General features: G+C 63.4%; 19 protein-coding genes and 1 pseudogene. 9 read left to right on the forward strand and 11 right to left on the reverse strand.

Going from position 1 to position 18976, the window contains the following annotated elements:
• Window positions 1-3 precede the first annotated feature (3 nt).
• The 4 genes from ATN00_RS01940 to ATN00_RS01955 form a co-directional block, all read right to left on the reverse strand.
• A complete protein-coding gene (locus ATN00_RS01940; RefSeq protein WP_062061383.1) occupies window positions 4-438 on the reverse strand; it encodes a YeeE/YedE family protein in 435 nt (144 codons plus the stop codon).
• Entirely contained in the window at window positions 438-1367 is a 930-nt protein-coding gene (locus ATN00_RS01945) for an MBL fold metallo-hydrolase (protein WP_062061386.1), read from the reverse strand. Before ATN00_RS01945 ends, ATN00_RS01940 begins: the two co-directional genes overlap by 1 nt.
• On the reverse strand, window positions 1364-1723 hold the full coding sequence (locus ATN00_RS01950) for an ArsR/SmtB family transcription factor (RefSeq protein WP_062061389.1): 360 nt from the start codon (window positions 1721-1723) through the stop codon (window positions 1364-1366). The genes ATN00_RS01945 and ATN00_RS01950 overlap by 4 nt, the downstream gene beginning before the upstream one ends.
• A 225-nt stretch (window positions 1724-1948) precedes the next feature.
• Entirely contained in the window at window positions 1949-2845 is an 897-nt protein-coding gene (locus ATN00_RS01955; RefSeq protein ID WP_062061392.1) for a LysR family transcriptional regulator, read from the reverse strand.
• Between the two features lie 120 nt (window positions 2846-2965).
• Here ATN00_RS01955 and ATN00_RS01960 point away from each other — a divergent pair, with 120 nt between their 5' ends.
• Window positions 2966-3574 carry a DUF6448 family protein gene (locus ATN00_RS01960; protein ID WP_062061395.1) on the forward strand — a complete coding sequence of 203 codons (609 nt, stop codon included), beginning with the start codon at window positions 2966-2968 and terminating at the stop codon, window positions 3572-3574.
• A 146-nt stretch (window positions 3575-3720) separates the two neighbouring features.
• Here ATN00_RS01960 and ATN00_RS01965 read toward each other — a convergent pair whose 3' ends face one another.
• From ATN00_RS01965 to ATN00_RS24175, 5 genes and pseudogenes are all read right to left on the reverse strand, one after another.
• Window positions 3721-4353 (reverse strand): tyrosine-type recombinase/integrase, encoded by a 633-nt coding sequence (locus ATN00_RS01965; protein ID WP_062061398.1) that lies wholly within the window; start codon window positions 4351-4353, stop codon window positions 3721-3723.
• Between the two features lie 244 nt (window positions 4354-4597).
• Window positions 4598-5338, reverse strand: coding sequence for an arsenical resistance protein ArsH (gene arsH / locus ATN00_RS01970; protein WP_062061401.1), 741 nt, complete (start codon window positions 5336-5338; stop codon window positions 4598-4600).
• Between the two features lie 13 nt (window positions 5339-5351).
• The gene (gene arsB, locus ATN00_RS01975; protein ID WP_062068285.1) at window positions 5352-6422 is read right to left on the reverse strand and encodes an ACR3 family arsenite efflux transporter; all 1071 of its coding nucleotides are present in this window, start codon (window positions 6420-6422) and stop codon (window positions 5352-5354) included.
• A gap of 20 nt (window positions 6423-6442) precedes the next feature.
• Complete coding sequence (gene arsC / locus ATN00_RS23570; RefSeq protein WP_062068287.1) at window positions 6443-6871, reverse strand: arsenate reductase (glutaredoxin); 429 nt, start codon at window positions 6869-6871, stop codon at window positions 6443-6445.
• A gap of 114 nt (window positions 6872-6985) precedes the next feature.
• Window positions 6986-7237, reverse strand: a pseudogene (locus ATN00_RS24175) (ArsR/SmtB family transcription factor); the annotation flags it as partial.
• A gap of 141 nt (window positions 7238-7378) precedes the next feature.
• Here ATN00_RS24175 and ATN00_RS01985 point away from each other — a divergent pair.
• The 4 genes from ATN00_RS01985 to ATN00_RS02005 all read left to right on the forward strand — a co-directional run bounded on the left by ATN00_RS01985 (window position 7379) and on the right by ATN00_RS02005 (window position 12325).
• The gene (locus tag ATN00_RS01985; protein ID WP_062061404.1) at window positions 7379-8425 is read left to right on the forward strand and encodes an ArsO family NAD(P)H-dependent flavin-containing monooxygenase; all 1047 of its coding nucleotides are present in this window, start codon (window positions 7379-7381) and stop codon (window positions 8423-8425) included.
• Window positions 8426-8789: 364 nt separating this feature from the next.
• Entirely contained in the window at window positions 8790-9131 is a 342-nt protein-coding gene (locus ATN00_RS01995) for a cupin domain-containing protein (protein ID WP_062061410.1), read from the forward strand.
• 56 nt (window positions 9132-9187) lie between these two features.
• A complete protein-coding gene (locus ATN00_RS02000) occupies window positions 9188-11431 on the forward strand; it encodes a nitric-oxide reductase large subunit (RefSeq protein WP_062061413.1) in 2244 nt (747 codons plus the stop codon).
• A 261-nt stretch (window positions 11432-11692) separates the two neighbouring features.
• Window positions 11693-12325, forward strand: coding sequence for a tyrosine-type recombinase/integrase (locus tag ATN00_RS02005; protein ID WP_062061416.1), 633 nt, complete (start codon window positions 11693-11695; stop codon window positions 12323-12325).
• Between the two features lie 87 nt (window positions 12326-12412).
• On the opposite strand, the gene cueR is transcribed toward ATN00_RS02005, so the two are convergent.
• Both cueR and ATN00_RS02015 read right to left on the reverse strand, forming a co-directional pair.
• Window positions 12413-12832: a Cu(I)-responsive transcriptional regulator gene (gene cueR, locus ATN00_RS02010; protein ID WP_062061419.1), complete on the reverse strand. Its 420-nt coding sequence runs from the start codon at window positions 12830-12832 to the stop codon at window positions 12413-12415.
• Entirely contained in the window at window positions 12829-15192 is a 2364-nt protein-coding gene (locus ATN00_RS02015; RefSeq protein WP_062061422.1) for a heavy metal translocating P-type ATPase, read from the reverse strand. The genes cueR and ATN00_RS02015 overlap by 4 nt, the downstream gene beginning before the upstream one ends.
• 152 nt (window positions 15193-15344) lie before the next feature.
• On the opposite strand from ATN00_RS02015, the gene ATN00_RS02020 reads away from it, so the two are divergent.
• From ATN00_RS02020 to ATN00_RS02035, 4 genes are all read left to right on the forward strand, one after another.
• On the forward strand, window positions 15345-15686 hold the full coding sequence (locus ATN00_RS02020) for a hypothetical protein (protein WP_156415198.1): 342 nt from the start codon (window positions 15345-15347) through the stop codon (window positions 15684-15686).
• Window positions 15687-15717: 31 nt separating this feature from the next.
• The gene (locus ATN00_RS02025) at window positions 15718-15963 is read left to right on the forward strand and encodes a hypothetical protein (RefSeq protein ID WP_062061428.1); all 246 of its coding nucleotides are present in this window, start codon (window positions 15718-15720) and stop codon (window positions 15961-15963) included.
• A gap of 85 nt (window positions 15964-16048) precedes the next feature.
• Complete coding sequence (locus ATN00_RS02030) at window positions 16049-17857, forward strand: copper resistance system multicopper oxidase (RefSeq protein WP_062061431.1); 1809 nt, start codon at window positions 16049-16051, stop codon at window positions 17855-17857.
• Window positions 17854-18870, forward strand: a complete 1017-nt coding sequence (locus tag ATN00_RS02035; RefSeq protein ID WP_062061434.1) for a copper resistance protein B — start codon at window positions 17854-17856, stop codon at window positions 18868-18870. The genes ATN00_RS02030 and ATN00_RS02035 overlap by 4 nt, the downstream gene beginning before the upstream one ends.
• Window positions 18871-18976: the final 106 nt, after the last annotated feature.

The following is an 18976-nucleotide window of genomic DNA, read 5'->3' on the forward strand; positions in this document are numbered from 1 at the left end:
GCGTCAGGCTCCGATCAGCGACATGAGAAACACGGTGGCGATCCCGGCCGCCATGAAGGTGGCGGTCGCCACAATCGAGCGCTGCGACAGCCTGCTGACACCGCACACGCCGTGACCGCTGGTGCAGCCGCTGCCCATCCGGGTGCCGAACCCGACAAGCAGGCCGGCAACGATCAGCAGCGGCCAGCCGGCAAAGAGTGCCGGCTCCCAGTCGGTTGCAAGACGGATCGCCAGCGCTCCGAACGGAAGGCCGATGATGAAGCCCCAAGCGCTCGTGCGCGCCATGCTTCCTTCGGCGATGCCGGTGCCGCGGGCGAGTATGCCCGAGACCCCGGCGATCCGCCCCGCCCCCAGCAGCATCAGCGCCGCGGCAAGGCCGATCAGCACGCCGCCGACCAGACCCTGCAGCGGAGCGGCATCCGGAAAGCCGGGAAGCATCACAGCTTGTTCACCGGCACTTTGAGGTAGGATGTCCCGTCATCCTCCGGTGGGGGCAAGTGCCCGCCGCGCATATTGACCTGAATCGAGGGCAGGATCAGCCGCGGCATCTCGAGAGTTGCGTCACGCTGCGTGCGCATCTCGACGAACTCGTCCTCGGTCACATCCTTGTGCAGGTGAACGTTGGCGGTCCGCTCGGCGAGCATCGTGGTCTCCCACACGAACTCTTCCCGATTGGGCGCCTTGTAATCGTGGCACAGGAACACGCGGGTCTGATCCGGCAAATTCATGAGACGCCGGACCGAGCGGTACAGCTTGTGCGCATCGCCGCCGGGGAAGTCGGCGCGCGCCGAGCCGTAGTCGGGCATGAACATCGTATCGCCGATGAACGCGGCATCGCCGATGATGTAGGCCAAGTCCGCCGGCGTGTGCCCGGGCACGTGGAGCGCGATCAGCGGGATCTCGCCGATCATCAGCTCCTCGCCGTCCTCGAGCAGGCGGTCGAACTGCGAGCCGTCCCGCGCGAACTCGGTGCCTTCGTTGAAGATCTTGCCGAACACGCCCTGGACGGTGATGATTTCGCTGCCGATGGCGAGCTTGCCGCCAAGCTTCTCCTGCAGGTAGGGAGCGGCCGACAGGTGGTCCGCGTGGGCGTGGGTCTCGAGGATCCAGTCGACCGTCAGTCCCTGCTCCTGCACGTAGGCGACGATCTCATCGGCGGCCTCGAAGCTGGTCCGCCCCGACGGCTGGTCGAAGTCCCACACGCTGTCGATGATCGCCGCGCGTCGGGTGGCGTCGTCGCTCACGACATAGCTCGCGGTGAAGGTCGGCTCGTGGAAGAACGCCCGGACGTGCGGCGCGCGCAGCTCGCCGGCGAGCACGGCGTCTACCTGGGCGATGGCTTTCTCGATGTTGCGATCCTGCGTCATGCGTTTTCTCCGGATTCAAGCTCCCGAGCACTTGTATTGCCAAGCTCAGGGCAAAAGATTTGATGGAGTAGAACGAGCACTTGCTCGGCCTTGGGATCACAGACGCGGTAGAATACGCACTGGGCGTCCTTTCGCGTGGCGACGATGCCCTCCTCGCGCAGTTTGGCAAGGTGCTGGGACAGCGCTGACTGGCTGAGCCCGACACGGTCGATCAATTCGCCCACCGACAACTCGCCGGCCTCTGCGAGGTAGCAGAGAACAAGTAGGCGGCATTCGTTCGCCATGACCTTGAGAAGACGGGTCGCCTCGCCCGCCTGGCGTGTGAACTCCGAAGTTGGAATTCCTATAGCGCTCATTCTGAGCCTCCATTAGACATGTCTAATTTAGAGTGGACTAATGAAGGTTCAAGAGCGGAAGTTAGTTTCTTCGTTGGGGCAACGTCAGGCCGGGATCACCCGGCGAGCCTCGCTCCGCACGGGGACCGCCAATCGGCGGTTCTCGAAAGCCTGACCGGCAACAAGCGTCAGGACAACCTTAGCCTCATGTCTTGTACCCGTCACAGCCGCTGTTTGGTCTACTGCTCATTCCACTTGCCGGCCTTCCAGCAGCGGCGCGTCCGCCGCCAAGGCTTCGGCTAGAAAATCGAGAAGCGCGCGGATACGGGCGGTGTGGCGCAAGTCCTCATGGGTCAGAAGCCAAAGATCGAGACTGAAGGCGTCGGGCAGTTGTGCGACGCGCACTAGATCGGGCTCCAGGTCGGCAATGCCGCAGGGCAGGGGCGCGAGCCCGATGCCGGCTTTCGCCGCAGCAACAGCGGCGGCGACCGAGTTCACGCGAAAGACCGGGCGAACCTTCGGCAGGAAGCGCGCAAAGCGGCTGGCGAGCGCCGCGTGATCGGACTCGAATCCGATCCAGTCTCGTTCCGCCAATGGCATATCCTTGTCTCGATCCCTTATGCCGATGGCCCCGTAGGAGGCGAAGACGAGCCGTCCGACGCGGCGCCCCACCAAGGTTTCCGGTGGCTGGTTGCCTACGCGAAGCGCGACGTCGGCTTCGTGCCGGCTGAGGTTCACCGCAGCGTTGGATACGGCAACTTCGAGCTCTATGCCTGGATAGGCGACGCGAAAGGCCGCGAGGTGGCGCGGCAGCAGCCAGACCGCCAGCATGTCGATCGTGGCGATCCGGACCGTGCCGCTCAGCCGCAAATCCTGGCCCACCACCTTCCGGCCCAGCGCGGCAATCTCCGCCTCGACGCGCAGAGCGGACTCGCGCATCTCCTCCCCGGCTGCCGTCAGGACATAGCCGCCGGGAAGGCGGTCGAAGAGCCGCACCTCGAGCGCCCGCTCGAAGGCGCCGATCCGCCGGAAAACGGTGGAGTGATTGACGCCGAGCGCTCGCGCCGCCCCGGAGAGTGAGCCGGCGCGAGCGACCGCGAGAAATACCCGCAGGTCGTCCCAGTTGTCAGCGTTTGCATTCATGCAAAGACAACTTGCAATTTTCGCCACTACCTTTGCAGGGTAGCACACCACATCTTTTCAGACGAGGCAAGGCTCGTGGGAGCCCGCCAGGAAGAACGAGAAGATCGGAAAGGGTTCGAAATGCAGATCCGCCGTCACCTGCTTGCCGTCGCCGCCTCTCTGGGCGCATTGGCGGTCGTCATACCCACCCCCGCTTTGGCCCACTGCGACAGCATGGATGGCCCGGTGGTGCATGACGCGCAAAGGGCTCTCAGCGAGGCAAACCTGACCCCGGTTCTCAAGTGGGTCACGCAAGAAGACGAGGATGAGATCCGCAGCGCGTTCCAGATGACGCTGGCGGTGCGTGGGGAAAGCGACGCCGCGATGCAGGTGGCCGATCGCTACTTTTACGAAACTGTGATCCGGGTCCACCGCGCCAGTGAGGGAGAGGGCTTCACCGGGCTAAAACCTGCGGGCAGCGTTGACCCGGCGATTGCCGCCGCTGACAGGGCGCTGCAGACCGGCCAAGTTGGACCGCTCGCCGATGAGCTGGCATCCGCGGTTCGCCATGGGGTCGAGGAGCGCTTTGCGGACGCCTACCAGAAACGACAAGTAGCAGAAGAGTCGGTCGCGCAGGGGCGCGAGTACGTGGAGGCCTACGTGCAGTTCACGCACTTCGCCGAAGGCGTGCAGCATCTGACCGAGGCCGGCGCCAGCCACCAGCACCGGGAGACTTCGGCCGACCATTAAGTACTGCATCGTTCTTCCGGCAGCGAAGGTCTGATCCACGAAGCTCATGGAGATAGTGGCGGCATCGGGTCGTGACGGTCGAACCACTGCGCTTCCGTTGCCGCCAGCAGCGGCCATCGGGCAGTGCCCGATGGCCGCATCGATAGTCAGATTTCGGTGCGCTCGGCGAGGAGGAGCGCGTCCTCCACATCGACGCCCAGATAGCGAACGGTGTTCTCGATCTTGGTGTGACCGAGCAAGATCTGCACCGCGCGTAGGTTTCCGGTGGCCCTGTAGATCATGGCAGCCTTGGTGCGGCGCATCGAATGCGTGCCATAGTCTTCTCGGCGCAGTCCGACGGCTGTGACCAATTCGTCCAGCAGCCTGGCATATTGGCGCGTGCTCATGGGGCGACGGTGATCAAGACGACTGGGAAAGACATACCCATCGGCTGGTCCACCACGGCGCAGGAGCCATGTGGCAAGGCTGGCGCGAGCGTCAGCGGTAATCTCGAACTGCACCGGTCGTCCTGTTTTCTGCTGGATGACGAGCGCGCGGTTCCGAATATCGGACCCCGCCACAAGATCACCGATCTTGAGCTTCACGAGGTCGCAGCCGCGCAGCTTGCTGTCGATGGCAAGGTCGAACAGCGCGCGATCACGGAGCCGCTCCTCTCGATCGAGGAAGAACCGGATCGCCCAGATCTGCTTCTGGGTGAGCGGTCGCTTCGTTCCCACCGTCTTTCCAGCATTCCAGGCCACGCGGTGGTGCATCGCCGGGTCTAAGTGCGAGTAGGTCATCGTCATTCTCCGTGGCCGTGATTGGCCATGGAGAAGAACGGGTCCGACCGGCCTGCCTCGACACAAAGCGGCCATTGCTGCGTGCCGTCTCGATGACCGCTTTCGGGAGAGGCCGGCGGCTGGCCTAATGACCGAGATGAGGGCGCCTTGCTGACCGGCAGCTTGTGAAGGGACCGGTATTACGGCTCCTGGGCCGTCTGCTGACGGCCCGCTTTAGTTGGCTCGAGGGCTCAAGCGGACATGGTCAGTCCTTCGCCAGCCCCGCCCGCTCGACGTGAGTATCGACTGGCTCGCCCCGATCCTTGCGCTCGGAATAGCGATCGACGAACTGCCGGGCATGTGGCCGCAGCAGCACGGTGAAGCGGACCAGTTCCTCCATCACGTCGACGATGCGATCGTAATAGCCGGAGGGCCGCATTCGCCCTTCCTCATCGAACTCCTCGTATGCCTTGGCGATGCTCGACTGGTTGGGGATCGTCACCATGCGCATCCAGCGCCCGAGGATGCGGAGCGTGTTGATCGTGTTGAAGGACTGGGATCCGGCACACACCTGCATGACCGCCAGTGTTCTGCCCTGGGTCGGCCGAAGCCCCTTGTAGGCGAGCGGAAGGTGATCGATCTGGGCCTTCATTATGCCCGAAATCTGGCCGTGGCGTTCGGGGCTGCACCAGACCTGTCCCTCGGACCACAGCGAGTGCTCGCGCAGCTCGTGCACGGCGGGGTGATCGTCGTTGGCGACCTGGTCGGGCAGCGGCAGGTCCGACGGATCGAAAATGCGCGTCTCGCAGCCGAACAGCTGCAGCAGCCGCGCCGCCTCTTCGACGGCGAGCCGCGAATAGGAGCGCTCGCGGAGCGATCCGTAGAGCAATAGGATGCGCGGGGCCGGGTCGAGCCTGCCGAGGCCGGATGCCGGGCTATGGCGGACGTACTCGCGCCTCAGCGCGGGCACGTGATCGGGGTCCGGGAGAACGCGTATACGGGACATGGTCGTCTGCTGTTCAGGAGGCGGGAAAGCGGTCGCGGGTGCGGTTGGCGTAAGCGACCAGCGAGAGCATGACCGGGACCTCGACCAGCACGCCGACGACGGTCGCCAGCGCGGCCCCGCTGGAAAGACCGAACAGCCCGATCGCCACCGCCACGGCGAGTTCGAAGAAGTTGGACGTGCCGATCATCGCGCACGGCGCCGCGATGTTGTGCGGCACTCTCCACGCTTTCGCCGCCGCATAAGTCAGCGCGAAGATGCCGTAGGACTGGATGATGATTGGAATAGCGATCAGCACGATCAGCAGCGGATTGGCCACGATCGTCCCTGCCTGGAACGCGAACAGCAGCACGACCGTCGCCAGCAGGCCGACGATCGACCACGGCTTGAGCCGCGCGGTGAAGGCATCGACGGCCGTCTCGTCGCCGCCGTGGCGTGCGACGACCCGCCGCCGGGTGATCGCCCCGGCGACGAGCGGAATGACCACGTAAAGCCCGACCGAGAGCAGCAGGGTCTCCCACGGCACTTCGATGTCGGTGACGCCGAGCAGCAGGGCGACGATCGGCGCAAAGGCGACGATCATCACGAGGTCGTTCACCGAGACCTGCACCAGCGTGTAGGCTGGGTCGCCGCGCGTCATCTGCGACCAGACGAAGACCATCGCGGTGCACGGCGCGGCGCCGAGCAGAATGAGCCCGGCGATGTACTCGTCGGCCGCCCCTTCGCCGATCACGCCCGCGTACAGGTAATCGAAGAACAACACGGCCAGCGCCGCCATCGTGAACGGCTTGATCAGCCAGTTGACCACCAGCGTGATGATCAGCCCCTTGGGCTTCCTGCCGATATTCCGAATGCTGGCGAAGTCCACCGCGACCATCATCGGGTAGATCATCGCCCAGATGAGCAGCGCGACGACAAGATTGACCGACGCGTACTCGAGCTGCGAAAGCACGCCCACGGTGCCCGGCGCGACCAGCCCGAGCGCGATCCCGGCGACGATCGCCAGCGCCACCCAGACCGACAGGAAGCGCTCGAACGCGCCCAGCGGCGAGTTCGCCGGGGCGCGGGCTGCCAGCTCGCTGGACACGCCGGTTCCCTGAAGTCCGCTCACCGCAGGCGCCGGCCGTCGGCATCGACGACCTGCTCGCCATCCTCCTTGGCGAATGCACCCGCCTGGCGCGCGGGCAGGAGGTCGAGCACCGCTTCCGAAGGCCGGCACAGCTTCACGCCGAGCGGCGACACGACCAGAGGGCGGTTGATGAGGATCGGATGCTCCATCATCGCGTCGAGGAGCTGCGCGTCGGTGAGCCCCGTGTCGTCGAGGCCGAGTTCGGCGTAGGGCGTTCCTTTTTCGCGGAGCAGATCGCGCGGGGTCAGGCCGGCCCGCTTGATCAGGCCTTCGAGCATAGCGCGCGACGGCGGCGTCTTGAGGTACTCGATCACGTGCGGCTCGATGCCCGCGTTGCGGATCATCGCCAGCGCGTTGCGCGAGGTCCCGCATTCGGGGTTGTGGTAGATGACGACCTCGCCGCCCATCGGGCGAGTTCCGCTCTCTGGCTCGCCCCATTCGAGTTCGCCTGTTAGGTCGACGCACATCTCGGGGGCGCCGCCGCAGCAGTCCTGCAGCAGGAACGTGAGCAGGCGCTTCATACCGGCGTAGTCCGCGCGGTAGCGGATCAGGCGGCTTTCGCGTTCGGAGGTCACCAGGCCGGCGCGCTCGAGCGTCGAGAGGTGATGCGACATCGTCGAGGGCGGTACGCCAGCGCCGCTGGCGATGTCACCGGCCACCAGGCCGTCAGGCCCGGCTTTGACGAGCATGCGGAACACCGAAAGACGCGTCTCGTGGGCGAGCGCGCCAAGCGCATCCACCGCCCAGACCTGTCGTGCGAGCTCATCCATCATCAACCTTTCGATAGCCGTCAAAATAGTTGCAGCTGGTGGGTCGATCAACCGATAATTCGAGAAGCGTCGAAATTTGTTCGCCTGGCAGGACCGTGCCGGCTACGTTGCACGGGGATGGCCTGATCAACCAGGCACGAGGGCATGATGACCGAGCATGACATCATCATCATCGGCGGAGGGCAGATGGGCCTTGCGCTCGGCTATTATCTGCGGCGCGCCGGCGCCGACTTCCTGATCCTCGACGGCGAGGACGGACCCGGCGGTGCCTGGCGGCATGGCTGGGATTCGCTGCGCCTGTTTTCTCCGGCTGGCTACAGCTCGCTACCGGGCTGGCTCATGCCGCCGACCGAACACGGAGGTTTCCCGACGCGCGACGACGTGATCGCCTACCTCACCCGGTACGAGCAGCGCTACGAGTTTCGGATCGAGCGGCCGGTCAGAGTGCTGGAGGTGAGCCGGACCGATAACGCCCTCATCATGAGAACGGATCGCGGCGGCTATCTCGCCAGGCAAGTGGTGAGCGCCACGGGGACCTGGTCCGAACCCTACAGTCCGAAAATCCCAGGACGTGACCTGTTCGAAGGTGCACAACTACACTCAGCCCATTATCGCTCGCCAGACGACTTCGCGGGCAAGACAGTCCTCGTCGTTGGCGGGGGCAACAGCGGCGCGCAAATCCTGGCCGAGCTGTCCCAGGTCGCGGATGCCACCTGGGTAACTCTCAGGGACCCGCTCTTCCTCCCCGACGATGTCGACGGACGCGTGTTGTTCGAACGAGCTACGGCTCGCTTGAAAGCAGGGCCTAGCGCAGAGCCGGTGGGCGGGATCGGGGATATCGTGATGGTGCCGCCGGTCAGGGACGCCCGCAATCGCGGGGTCCTCGGCTCGGTTCGCCCCTTCACCCGCATGACCCGAGATGGAGTCGTATGGGAGGATGGTCGGGAGAGCAAAGTCGACGCCATCATCTGGTGCACCGGCTTTGGCCCTGCGTTGGACCATTTGCGCTCCCTGGGCATCGTCGGCAAGGAAGGCCGCGTCGAGGTGGACGGCCAGCAAGCCGTCGCGGAGCCTCGCCTCTGGCTCGCGGGCTATGGGGATTGGTGTGGTCCGGGCTCGGCGACGATCATGGGCGCGGCGCGAACCGCTCGCGACCTAGCCGATCAACTCGTTTCTTCCCTCAAGACATAGGCCTCCGCAACGTCCGCTTTGCAGTGTTCAATGGATATCCCCGAATGACCGTCTTGAGGGCGCATTGCTGCCAGGCGGCTTCGCGGTAGGCGAATGGCTGGTTCTGGTGAAAGCTGCTGGTCAAAGCCCGATCGGCGAACGACGCATTCTGGTCGACTGCCGCCGGAAGCAAGCGCCGGATCGTGGGACAAACCTGCCAATCGCGAGACGGCGGCGAACGGCGGGTTCCGCACCCATTGCGGACATTGTCAGCATCAATAGCTGCTTGACGCGGTATGGCTTGGCCGGGATGATGGGCAAATGATGCGCCGCATGAAGCCTGCGGGATGCTGTTCGAAACAACTTCGATTGGGGGCGCGCAACGATGGCCTTGAAGCACGTAACGTCAGGCGAGGTGGCGCATCTTGCCGGTATCGATGATCCGGCGGCGCGGACGCGTGCGCTTGCCCGGACAAGCTCGTTCGAGGCGATCCATCTTGTCGTGCGGGCGGGAGAGTCTCTTCCGGCCCACAAGGTCGATGGGTCCATAATCCTCCATTGCCTGGAGGGGCATGTCGCTTTCGAAGCGGGCAAATCCCCAGATATGCGTGCCGGCGACTGGGTGTATCTGGAGCCGGGAACGCCCCATGCCGTGCGCGGTATTGCCGACAGCGCGCTTCTGCTAACCATCCTGTTCGATGCGCCGGCTTTCCGTACCGACACCTGAACTGTCATCTATTTTGTTATGATTGGCTGAGTCGCTCGGTCAGCAAGGGGAGTTTCGTGGGGGAATATCGCAAGCTGTGGTGGACGCTGATCGCGGTCCTCGTCGTCACGTTCAGCATATTGGGGTTCTACGGCACCGAATTCTATAAAAAGCCGCCCCCGATTCCCGCACAGGTCGTATCGGCCAGCGGCACCGTGCTGATGACCCGCGATGATATTCTCGATGGGCAGACGGCGTGGCAAAGCACTGGCGGCATGCAGGTCGGGTCGATCTGGGGGCATGGCGCCTACCAAGCGCCCGACTGGTCGGCGGACTGGCTGCACCGCGAACTCACCACCTGGCTCGATCTCACCGCGCAGGAAACCGCCGGCATGCGGTTCGATGCCCTCCAGCCCGGAGAACAGGCCAAGCTGCGATATTGGCTGGAGCAGGAATATCGCCAGAACACGTATGATCCCGGCACCGGCACGCTGACCGTTTCCGACCGCCGGGCGCGTGCCATGGCGCAAGTCGCGGACTATTATCAGCGGCTCTATGGCAACGATCCGGCTCTGCGGGAGCGGCGCGACAATTACGCCATGAAAGAGAACACGCTGCCCAGCGGGGAGCGACGGGAAGACCTGACCCACTTCTTCTTCTGGACCGCCTGGGCCACCGCCACCGAACGGCCGGGGACGGATGCGACCTATACCAACAACTGGCCGCCCGAACCGCTGATCAGCAATCACCCCACCGCCGAAAACATCATGTGGTCGCTGGCCTGCGTCATGATCCTGATCGCCGGGGTGGGCGCGCTGATCTGGGGCTGGGCGTTCCTGCGAAGGCATGAGCCTGAACCCGAAGCGCCCGCGAGCGATCCGATGCTCGCCGTCGGGGTGACAGCATCGCAAAAGGCGGTCGGCAAATATCTGTTCGTCGTGATGGCGCTGTTCGTGGCGCAGGTGTTCCTCGGCGGTCTGACCGCCCATTACACGATCGAGGGGCAAGGCTTTTATGGCCTCGACCTGTCATGGCTGCCCTATTCGCTCAGCCGCACCTGGCACGTCCAGAGCGCGATCTTCTGGATCGCCACCGCGTTTCTGGCGGCGGGGCTGTTCCTCGCGCCGCTCATCAACGGCGGCAAGGACCCCAAATATCAGGCGCTGGGCGTTCATATCCTGTTCGTGGCGCTGCTGATAGTGGTGGTCGGCTCCTATGCCGGCACGTTCTTCGCCATCGCGCAGGTGATGCCGCCGGAGCTGAACTTCTGGTTTGGCCATCAGGGCTATGAATATCTCGATCTTGGCCGGTTTTGGCAGGTTGCGCTGTTCATCGGCCTCTTGTTCTGGCTCGGCCTGATGCTGCGCGCGATGATCCCCGCGCTGCGTGGCGGCGGAGACAAGAATCTGATCGCCCTGCTGTGCGTATCGGTCGTCGCCATCGGCCTGTTCTACGGCTCGGGCCTGTTCTACGGAGAGCGCACCCACATCACGATCATGGAATATTGGCGCTGGTGGGTGGTGCATCTGTGGGTCGAGGGCATCTTCGAGGTGTTCGCCACCACCGCCCTCGCCTTCATCTTCGCCTCCATGGGACTGGTGTCGCGGCGCATCGCCACGGCCGCCGCATTGACGTCGGCGTCGCTGTTCATGGTCGGCGGGGTACCGGGCACGTTCCATCACCTCTATTTCTCGGGTACCACGACGCCGGTCATGGCGGTCGGCGCGGCGTTCAGCGCGCTGGAAGTCGTACCGCTCATCGTACTCGGCTACGAGGCCTGGGAACATTGGAGCTACAAGGACCGCGCGCCGTGGATGCAGCGGGTGAAATGGCCGCTGATGTGCTTTGTCGCGGTCGCCTTCTGGAACATGCTGGGCGCGGGCGTTTTCGGCTTCATGATCAATACGCCGGTGGCGCTATTCTACCTGCAAGGCCTCAACACCACGGCGGTTCATGCCCATGCCGCTCTGTTTGGCGTCTATGGCTTCCTGTCACTGGGCTTCGTGCTGTTGATCCTGCGCTATCTGCGTCCTGACATGATGTTCAACGAAGGGCTGATGAAAACCGGCTTCTGGAGCCTCAACGCGGGTTTGGTGCTGATGATCTTCACCAGTCTGCTGCCGGTCGGACTGTTCCAGTTCCAAGCGAGCACCAGCGTCGGCATGTGGTATGCGCGCAGCGACGAATTTCTCCAGCAGCCCTTCCTCGAAACCCTGCGCTGGGTCCGCACCTTCGGCGATGTCGTGTTTATCGTGGGCGCCGTGGCGGTCGCATGGCAGGTCGTAATCCTCGGCCGGTGGCGCAGGGAGGCGCAGGCGTAACAGCCGGTGGACCGACAGCTCGCCGCCATCCTTGCATGACGGCTTTCCGGATCAACAAATTGCGCGCGGAACGGCGTACATTGAGCGCGCTGCCACCCGTCCGTTCAATATCTGGCGGATGGCCGTTTCCAGCAGGAGCTGCTGTTCACCCACCTATCGGCGAACGGCTTGAACTGGTCGGCACGAACCCCAAAGTCACTCCTTCGAATCTTCTTCTGCAAGCGTTCTGCAGATGGCCAATGTGGCCGTAGGAGAACGATCATGGAGATGCCTGAAACAGAACTCACCGCCACCAAGCGCCCGGTTTGGAATGCCGGAAGGACTGTGGGTGCAAAGCGGGCTCTGAAACCGAAGCAAATTTGGGAAATCCGTTTCTACCTCAATCAGCGCCGCCGCCTGCGAGATCGAGCGCTGTTCGATCTGGCGATCGACAGCAAGCTTCGGGGCTGCGACCTTGTGCAGATGAAGATCGGCGACATTGTCAGCGGAGGGCAGATCCGAACGCGGGCAATCGTAATGCAGCAGAAAACAGGCCGGCCCGTTCAGTTCGAACTGCTGCCAGATGCTCGGGCGAGCTTGCTGGCATGGCTCGAACGCCGGGGCGGCACGGTGGACGATTATGTGTTCCCGAGCCGGGTTGATCATAACGGGCACCTGAGCACACGGCAGTACGCTCGGCTTGTCGACGAATGGGTGACAGGGGTCGGGCTGATGCCAAGCGAGTATGGCACCCACTCGCTTCGGCGAACGAAGGCATCGATCATCTACAGGGCGACGGGCAATCTGCGGGCTGTCCAAATCCTGCTCGGCCATAGCAAGATAGAAAATACGGTGCGCTATCTCGGGATCGACGTGGAGGATGCGCTTGCGCTTGCCGAAAACACCGAGATCTGAACCCACTGACGCCCGTTTTCGGTAGAGAGCCGGATACGGGCGTCTGGGACTTTCCGGTCATTCATCCGTTGTCCCATGAATGACCGGTTAGAGTTCGGCTTCCGCCATTGCACCGTCCGCGTCGCCGGACATACGCTCGATGATCGGGCAGTCGGGCCGGTCGTCGCCATGGCAACGGTCAGCCAATTCCAGCAGCGTGCGGCGCAGGGCCTGAAGCACATCGGCCTTGCGACCGAGTTCTTCGGCGCGAGCGACGGCGAGTGCCTTCACCTCGGCGCTGGCGCGCTGAGAATTGCTCCACAGCCCGAGGAGATCTCGGATCTCCTCGATCGGAAAGCCGAGATCGCGGGCATTTGCGATGAAGCGCAGGCGGAGGACATCGGCATCGCCATAATCGCGATAGCCGCTGTCCCGGCGCGGTGGTGCCGGGATCAGGCCGATCTTCTCATAATGGCGGATCATCCGCTGCGAGACGCCACTCGCGTGCGAGGCCGCGCCGATATTCACAGCTTCACCCGGTTGAGGCGCAGCGCGTTGGCGACGACGCTCACCGACGACAAGGCCATCGCCGCCGCTGCGATCATCGGCGAGAGCAGGATGCCGAAGAACGGGTAGAGCAATCCGGCCGCGATCGGCACGCCCGCCGCATTGTAGACGAATGCGAAGAACAGGTTCTGGCGGATATTGGACATCGTCGCCTCGCTGAGCTGACGGGCGCGGACGATGCCGTTGAGATCGCCCTTGAGCAGAGTCACGCCCGCGCTTTCCATGGCGACATCCGTGCCGTGCCCCATGGCGATGCCGACATCCGCCGCTGCAAGGGCTGGTGCGTCGTTGACCCCATCGCCCGCCATCGCGACGACGCGCCCATCCTGCTTCAGCCGCGCGACGACATCTGCCTTCTGGTCGGGCAGGACATCGGCCTCGACAGCATCAATGCCGAGTTGACGAGCGACCGCTTCAGCCGTGGTGCGGTTGTCGCCGGTCAGCATCACCACCTTGATGCCGTCGGCGCGCAGCGCGGCCAGCGCTTCCGCCGTCGTCGGCTTGATCGGATCGGCGATGGCGAAAATCCCCACGGCCCGAGCATCCAGTCCCATGAAGATCGCCGTCGCGCCATCGCCGCGAAGCGTATCGGCCTCGGCAGCAAGCGGCGCAGTATCGATCCCCGATTCCGCCAGGAAGCGCGCATTGCCTAACGTGACTCGCTTGCCCTCGACCGTGCCCAGCGCGCCCTTTCCGGTGGGCGAATCGAAATCGCTCACAAGCGGGATTTCGATGTTCCGGCCCATCGCCGCGTCAACGATCGCCAGTGCCAGCGGATGCTCCGACGCGCGCTCGACCCCGGCGGCGATCCGCAGGAGGCCGGTTTCCTCGAAGCCATCCGCCGCGATGATGCGGGTGACGGCGGGCTTGCCTTCGGTCAGGGTGCCGGTCTTGTCGACAACCAGCGTATCGACCTTCTCCATATGCTCCAGCGCTTCGGCATTCTTGATGAGGACGCCAAGCCCCGCACCGCGCCCGACACCGACCATGATCGACATCGGCGTCGCCAATCCCAGAGCGCAGGGGCACGCGATGATCAGCACCGATACCGCCGCGATCAGCCCATGGGCAAAGCGCGGCTCTGGCCCCCAGGTCCCCCAGATGACGAAGGCAAGGACAGCGACCCCGATGACTACCGGCACGAACCAGCCGGAAACCTGATCGGCCATGCGCTGGATCGGCGCGCGCGAGCGCTGCGCCTCGGCCACCATCTGGACGATGCGGGACAGCATAGTATCCCGCCCGACCTTGTCGGCGCGAATGACCAGAGCGCCGCTCTGGTTCATCGTGCCGCCGATCACCATGTCGCCATCCGCTTTGGTGACGGGCATGGATTCGCCCGTCACCATCGCTTCATCGAGCGCCGAGCGCCCGTCCTCGACGACGCCATCGACCGGCACCTTTTCACCCGGCCGCACCCGCAGCCGATCGCCTGCCACGACATCTTCCAGCGGGATTTCCGCTTCGCTGCCATCTTCGGCGATACGCCGCGCGGTTTTGGGTGCGAGATTGAGCAATGCCTTGATCGCGCCTGACGTGCGTTCGCGCGCGCGCAGTTCCAGAACCTGCCCCAGCAGCACCAGCACGGTGATGACGGCGGCGGCCTCGAAATAGACTGCGACCGTCCCGTCGGCGGCGCGGAAGGCATCGGGGAAGATGCCAGGCGCCAGCGTGGCGACGATGCTATAGAGCCACGCAACGCCGGTCCCCATCGCAATCAGCGTGAACATGTTGAGATTGCGCGTTTTGAGCGAAGCCCAGCCGCGCTCGAAGAAGGGCCAGCCGGCCCACAGCACGACCGGCGTCGCCAGCGCGAACTGAATCCAGATCGAGGTCTTCATCGGCACGAGATGATGCAGGGCCGGGAACAGATGCCCGCCCATTTCAAGGATGAAAACCGGGATCGCCAGCGCGAGTCCAATCCAGAAACGCCGCGACATGTCGGTCAGTTCGGCGCTCGGCCCGGTGTCGGCAGTGACCATTTCCGGCTCAAGCCCCATGCCGCAGATCGGGCAGGCGCCGGGGTGGTCCTGTCGGATTTCGGGGTGCATCGGACAGGTCCAGATCGTGCCCTCCGGCGCAGCAACGGGTTCGGCGGCGGACTTATTCAGATAGGCTTCCGGATCACCGACGAATTTCGCGCGGCAGCCGGCGCTGCAAAAATGATAGTCGTGGCCCGCATAGGTCGCGTGATACGCGGTTTGTTCCGGATCGACCGTCATGCCGCAAACCGGATCGACGACCGGCCCGGCGGAATGCTTGTCATGGCCACCACAACAACTGTGGTCCCCGGAATGTGCGCTATGTTTCGACTCGGCCATGCACCTGTCTCCTTCTATCGCATGGCAATATGAAGATTGACACTATGTCAGAGTCAATAAGCGCCTTGACCTTGTCATAATGTCAAGGTGCATGGAGAGTTCGAAAAGGATTCGAATCGTTGTCACCCAAGGCCCAGGCACCCAACAGGATTATGATGAAGTTGCTTTCGTCACTCCTGATCGCGCTTTCAATGCTCGTCTCGTCTGTGTCCATGGCGAACGGCAATATAGCGGCTACGTCGCACCAGGGTGCGATGCAAATGGCTTCGATGGCAGGACATTGTGCCGGCAGCGATTCTCCGTCCGATCGTAAATCACCCGAACCCGGCATGCACTGCGCTGTTGCCTGCGCGGCGTTCCCGGCAATCGCTCCCTTGATCGAGCAGCGCGATCAGCCAACAAAGACGCCACATCCTGTTGCGAGCCAGCAACATCTCGCCGCGATCACGCTTAAGGGAGAAACGCCGCCTCCGCGTATGACTCCGAAGAATTGAGGTTCACCCACCTTCTTTCGGAGATTTAGCTATGAAGTTGATACTTGCTGCGATCACGATGATGATCGCCACGCCCGCCTTCGCCCAAAGTACTGCACCGGCCGATGTGCATGGCCAACACACCAATCAGGCCGGAAAGACCGGCCATGACAGGCATGAAGGCCACAATATGTCCAGCGACTGCTGCGAGAAAATGAAAACCGAAGGCAAGGCGATGCCCCCTTCGGAGGCGCCTGCCGCCGATCCGCATGCCGGACATGGCACGAGCCAGCATTGATCGGACGCGAACCGGGAGGTGACTTTCTCGCTTCCCGGTTCATTCAGCACATAAAGGGCTCCCCGATGGAGCCGAGGACAAAATCATGACACAGACGATCGATCGACGATCCCTACTGCGTGCCGGCGCGGTCGGTGCCGCTGGACTGGGCTTTTCCGGCCTGTTCCCAGCCTGGGCGCAGACCGGCTCGCTGGGGCTTGCCCCGCAGATGCCTACGCTTTCGGGCGAAGATATCCACCTCAAGATCGCCAATACCCCTTTCACTGTTGGCGGACGAACCGGCCATGCCGTTACGATGAATGGCGTGCTCCCGGCGCCATTAATCCGGCTGCGCGAAGGTCAGAATGTTCGCCTTCATGTTGAGAACACGCTCAACGAGGACAGCTCAATCCACTGGCACGGGCTGATCGTTCCGTTCCAGATGGATGGCGTGCCCGGCGTCAGCTTTCCGGGAATCAAGCCGCACTCCACCTTCGTGTATGAGTTTCCGTTGCTGCAAAGCGGCACCTATTGGTACCACAGCCACTCGGGCCTCCAGGAGCAGCAGGGCCATTACGGCCCGATCGTGATCGATCCGGCGGAATCCGATCCGGTCGCCTATGATCGCGAACACGTGATCGTTCTCAGCGACTGGACCTTCCTGCATCCGCACCAGCTCGTCACCAAGCTCAAGGGGGAAGGCGGTTACTTCAACCGCCAGCGGCAGACATTATTCGGCATGATGAAGGGCGGGCCGGAAGAAGGCATGTCCGCGTCGGACCGCGCTATGTGGGGGAAGATGCGGATGGACCCCACCGACATCGCGGACGTGACGGCCGCCACCTATACCTATCTCGTCAATGGTCATGGACCGGCGGAAAACTGGACCGGCCTGTTCCGCCCCGGTGAGCGGGTGCGCCTGCGCATCATCAACGCCGCTACTATGACAATCTTCAACCTCCGCATTCCGGGCCTGCCAATGACCGTGGTCAGCGCTGACGGGCTGAATGTCCGACCCGTCGCGGTGGACGAGTTCCAGATCGGAAATGCCGAGACCTATGACGTCATCATCGAACCGACCGAGGACAAGGCGTTCACGGTGGTGGCGGAATCGATCGACCGTTCCGGCATGGCGCGCGCCACGCTCGCACCACGCCTGGGCATGATTGCGCCCGTTCCACCACTTCGCCCACGTCCGACGCTCACCATGACGGATATGGGCATGGGCGGCATGGAACATGGTTCAATGGCTGGAATGGACCATGGTGCCATGGCCGGAATGGATCATGGTGCTATGGCCGCCGGGGCCAGCGCAGCGGCGGCAGATCATGGTAGTTCCCATTCGATGGGTAGCATGAACATGCGTGACAAATCCCTGGTCCCCGACAGCGTCAAGGTCGGCGTCGGCGTGGAAGCCATCGCCATGTCGCCGGTCGATCGAACCGGCGATCCGGGCGTCGGGCTGGAAGACGTCGGCCACAAGGTACTGACCTACCGTGACCTCATGTCGCTCACTCCCAACCCTGACACGCGCCCGCCGCAACGCACGATCGAGGTTCATCTCACCGGCAACATGGAGCGCTTCATGTGGTCGTTCGATGGTGAGAAATTCAGCGAGGGCGTCGAGCCGATCCGCTTCGAACGCAACGAACGCGCACGGGTCGTCCTCATCAACGATACGATGATGACCCACCCGATCCATCTGCACGGCCATTTCTTCGAGGTGGTGAACGGCCATACCGGCAGCTATCCGCGCAAGCACACCGTCAATGTGCTGCCCGGCGGCAAGGTCAGCTTCGACCTGACCGCCGATGCACCAGGCGACTGGGCGTTTCACTGCCATTTGCTACTCCACATGCACGCGGGGATGTTTCGTGTCGTCACCGTCCGCCCGCTTGAGGGAGAAGCAGCATGAAATCTCTCCTGGGCGTACTCCTCGTCACGATCGCAACGCCTGTCCTGGCGCAGCAGGATCATGGCGTCGCCATGCAGCAGGCGACGACCGATCCGCACGCGCAGCATCCGGCGGATGAACAATCAGCCGATCCTCATGCCGGGCACGACATGCTGCCGAAGCCTTCCGAGCCGACAGATCCGCACGCTGGCCACCAGATGCCTTCGGCCCCGGCAACGGACGCGCACCATGCGCATGCAGGGCATGAACCCGGCATTCCCGATCCGCCGATCGGGCCGCCCTCGGCGGCGGCATTGGGTGGCCCCGCTTATGCCGCCGACGCTATTTTCGGCACTCCGGCAATGGCTCCGGCCCGCGAAACCGTCCGCAAGGAACATGGCGATATCAAAAGCAGCATGATCCTGATCGATCAGCTCGAAACGATGATCGGTAAGGGCAAGGACGGTTATGCGTGGAACGTCCAGGGCTGGTACGGCGGCGACATCAACAGGCTGTGGGTCAAGACCGAGGGCGAGAGCAGCTTCGGCGAACGTTTGGAGAGCGTCGAGGTGCAGGCGCTCTGGAGCCGTGCGCTCGACCCGTGGTGGAACCTCCAGGCCGGCGTTCGTCACGATTTTCGCGCCGGCCGGGATCGCAGCTATGCCGTTCTGGGTGTGCAGGGCCTTGCCCCCTATTGGTTCGAAGTCGACGGAGCCCTGTTCCTCTCGGACAAGGGTGACGTCACCTGGCGGTTCGAAGCGGAATATGATCAGCGCCTGACCCAGAAGCTGATCCTCCAGCCCGCGGCCGAATTGAACTTCTCCGCGCAGGATATTCCTGAGCTAGGCATCGGCTCAGGGCTGTCCACCGCCGAACTGGGATTACGCCTGCGCTATCAGTTCGTGCCCGAGTTCGCACCCTATGTCGGCGTGAAGTACGAACGCGCCTTTGGCGATACGGCGGATTTCCGGCGTGCCCGGGACGAGAAGGCCGGAGGCTGGAAGCTGCTGATCGGAATCCGATCCTGGTTCTAACGAAGATATAATTTAAGGACCGGCCTGCTCATTGAGGCAGGCCGGTAACCCTACATTTCGCATGACACGCTGTTTTTGAACTGAGAAAAGACTGAGGGCAACCGAA

This window comes from Sphingobium baderi (assembly GCF_001456115.1).
GTDB classification, from domain to species: Bacteria; Pseudomonadota; Alphaproteobacteria; order Sphingomonadales; family Sphingomonadaceae; genus Sphingobium; species Sphingobium baderi_A.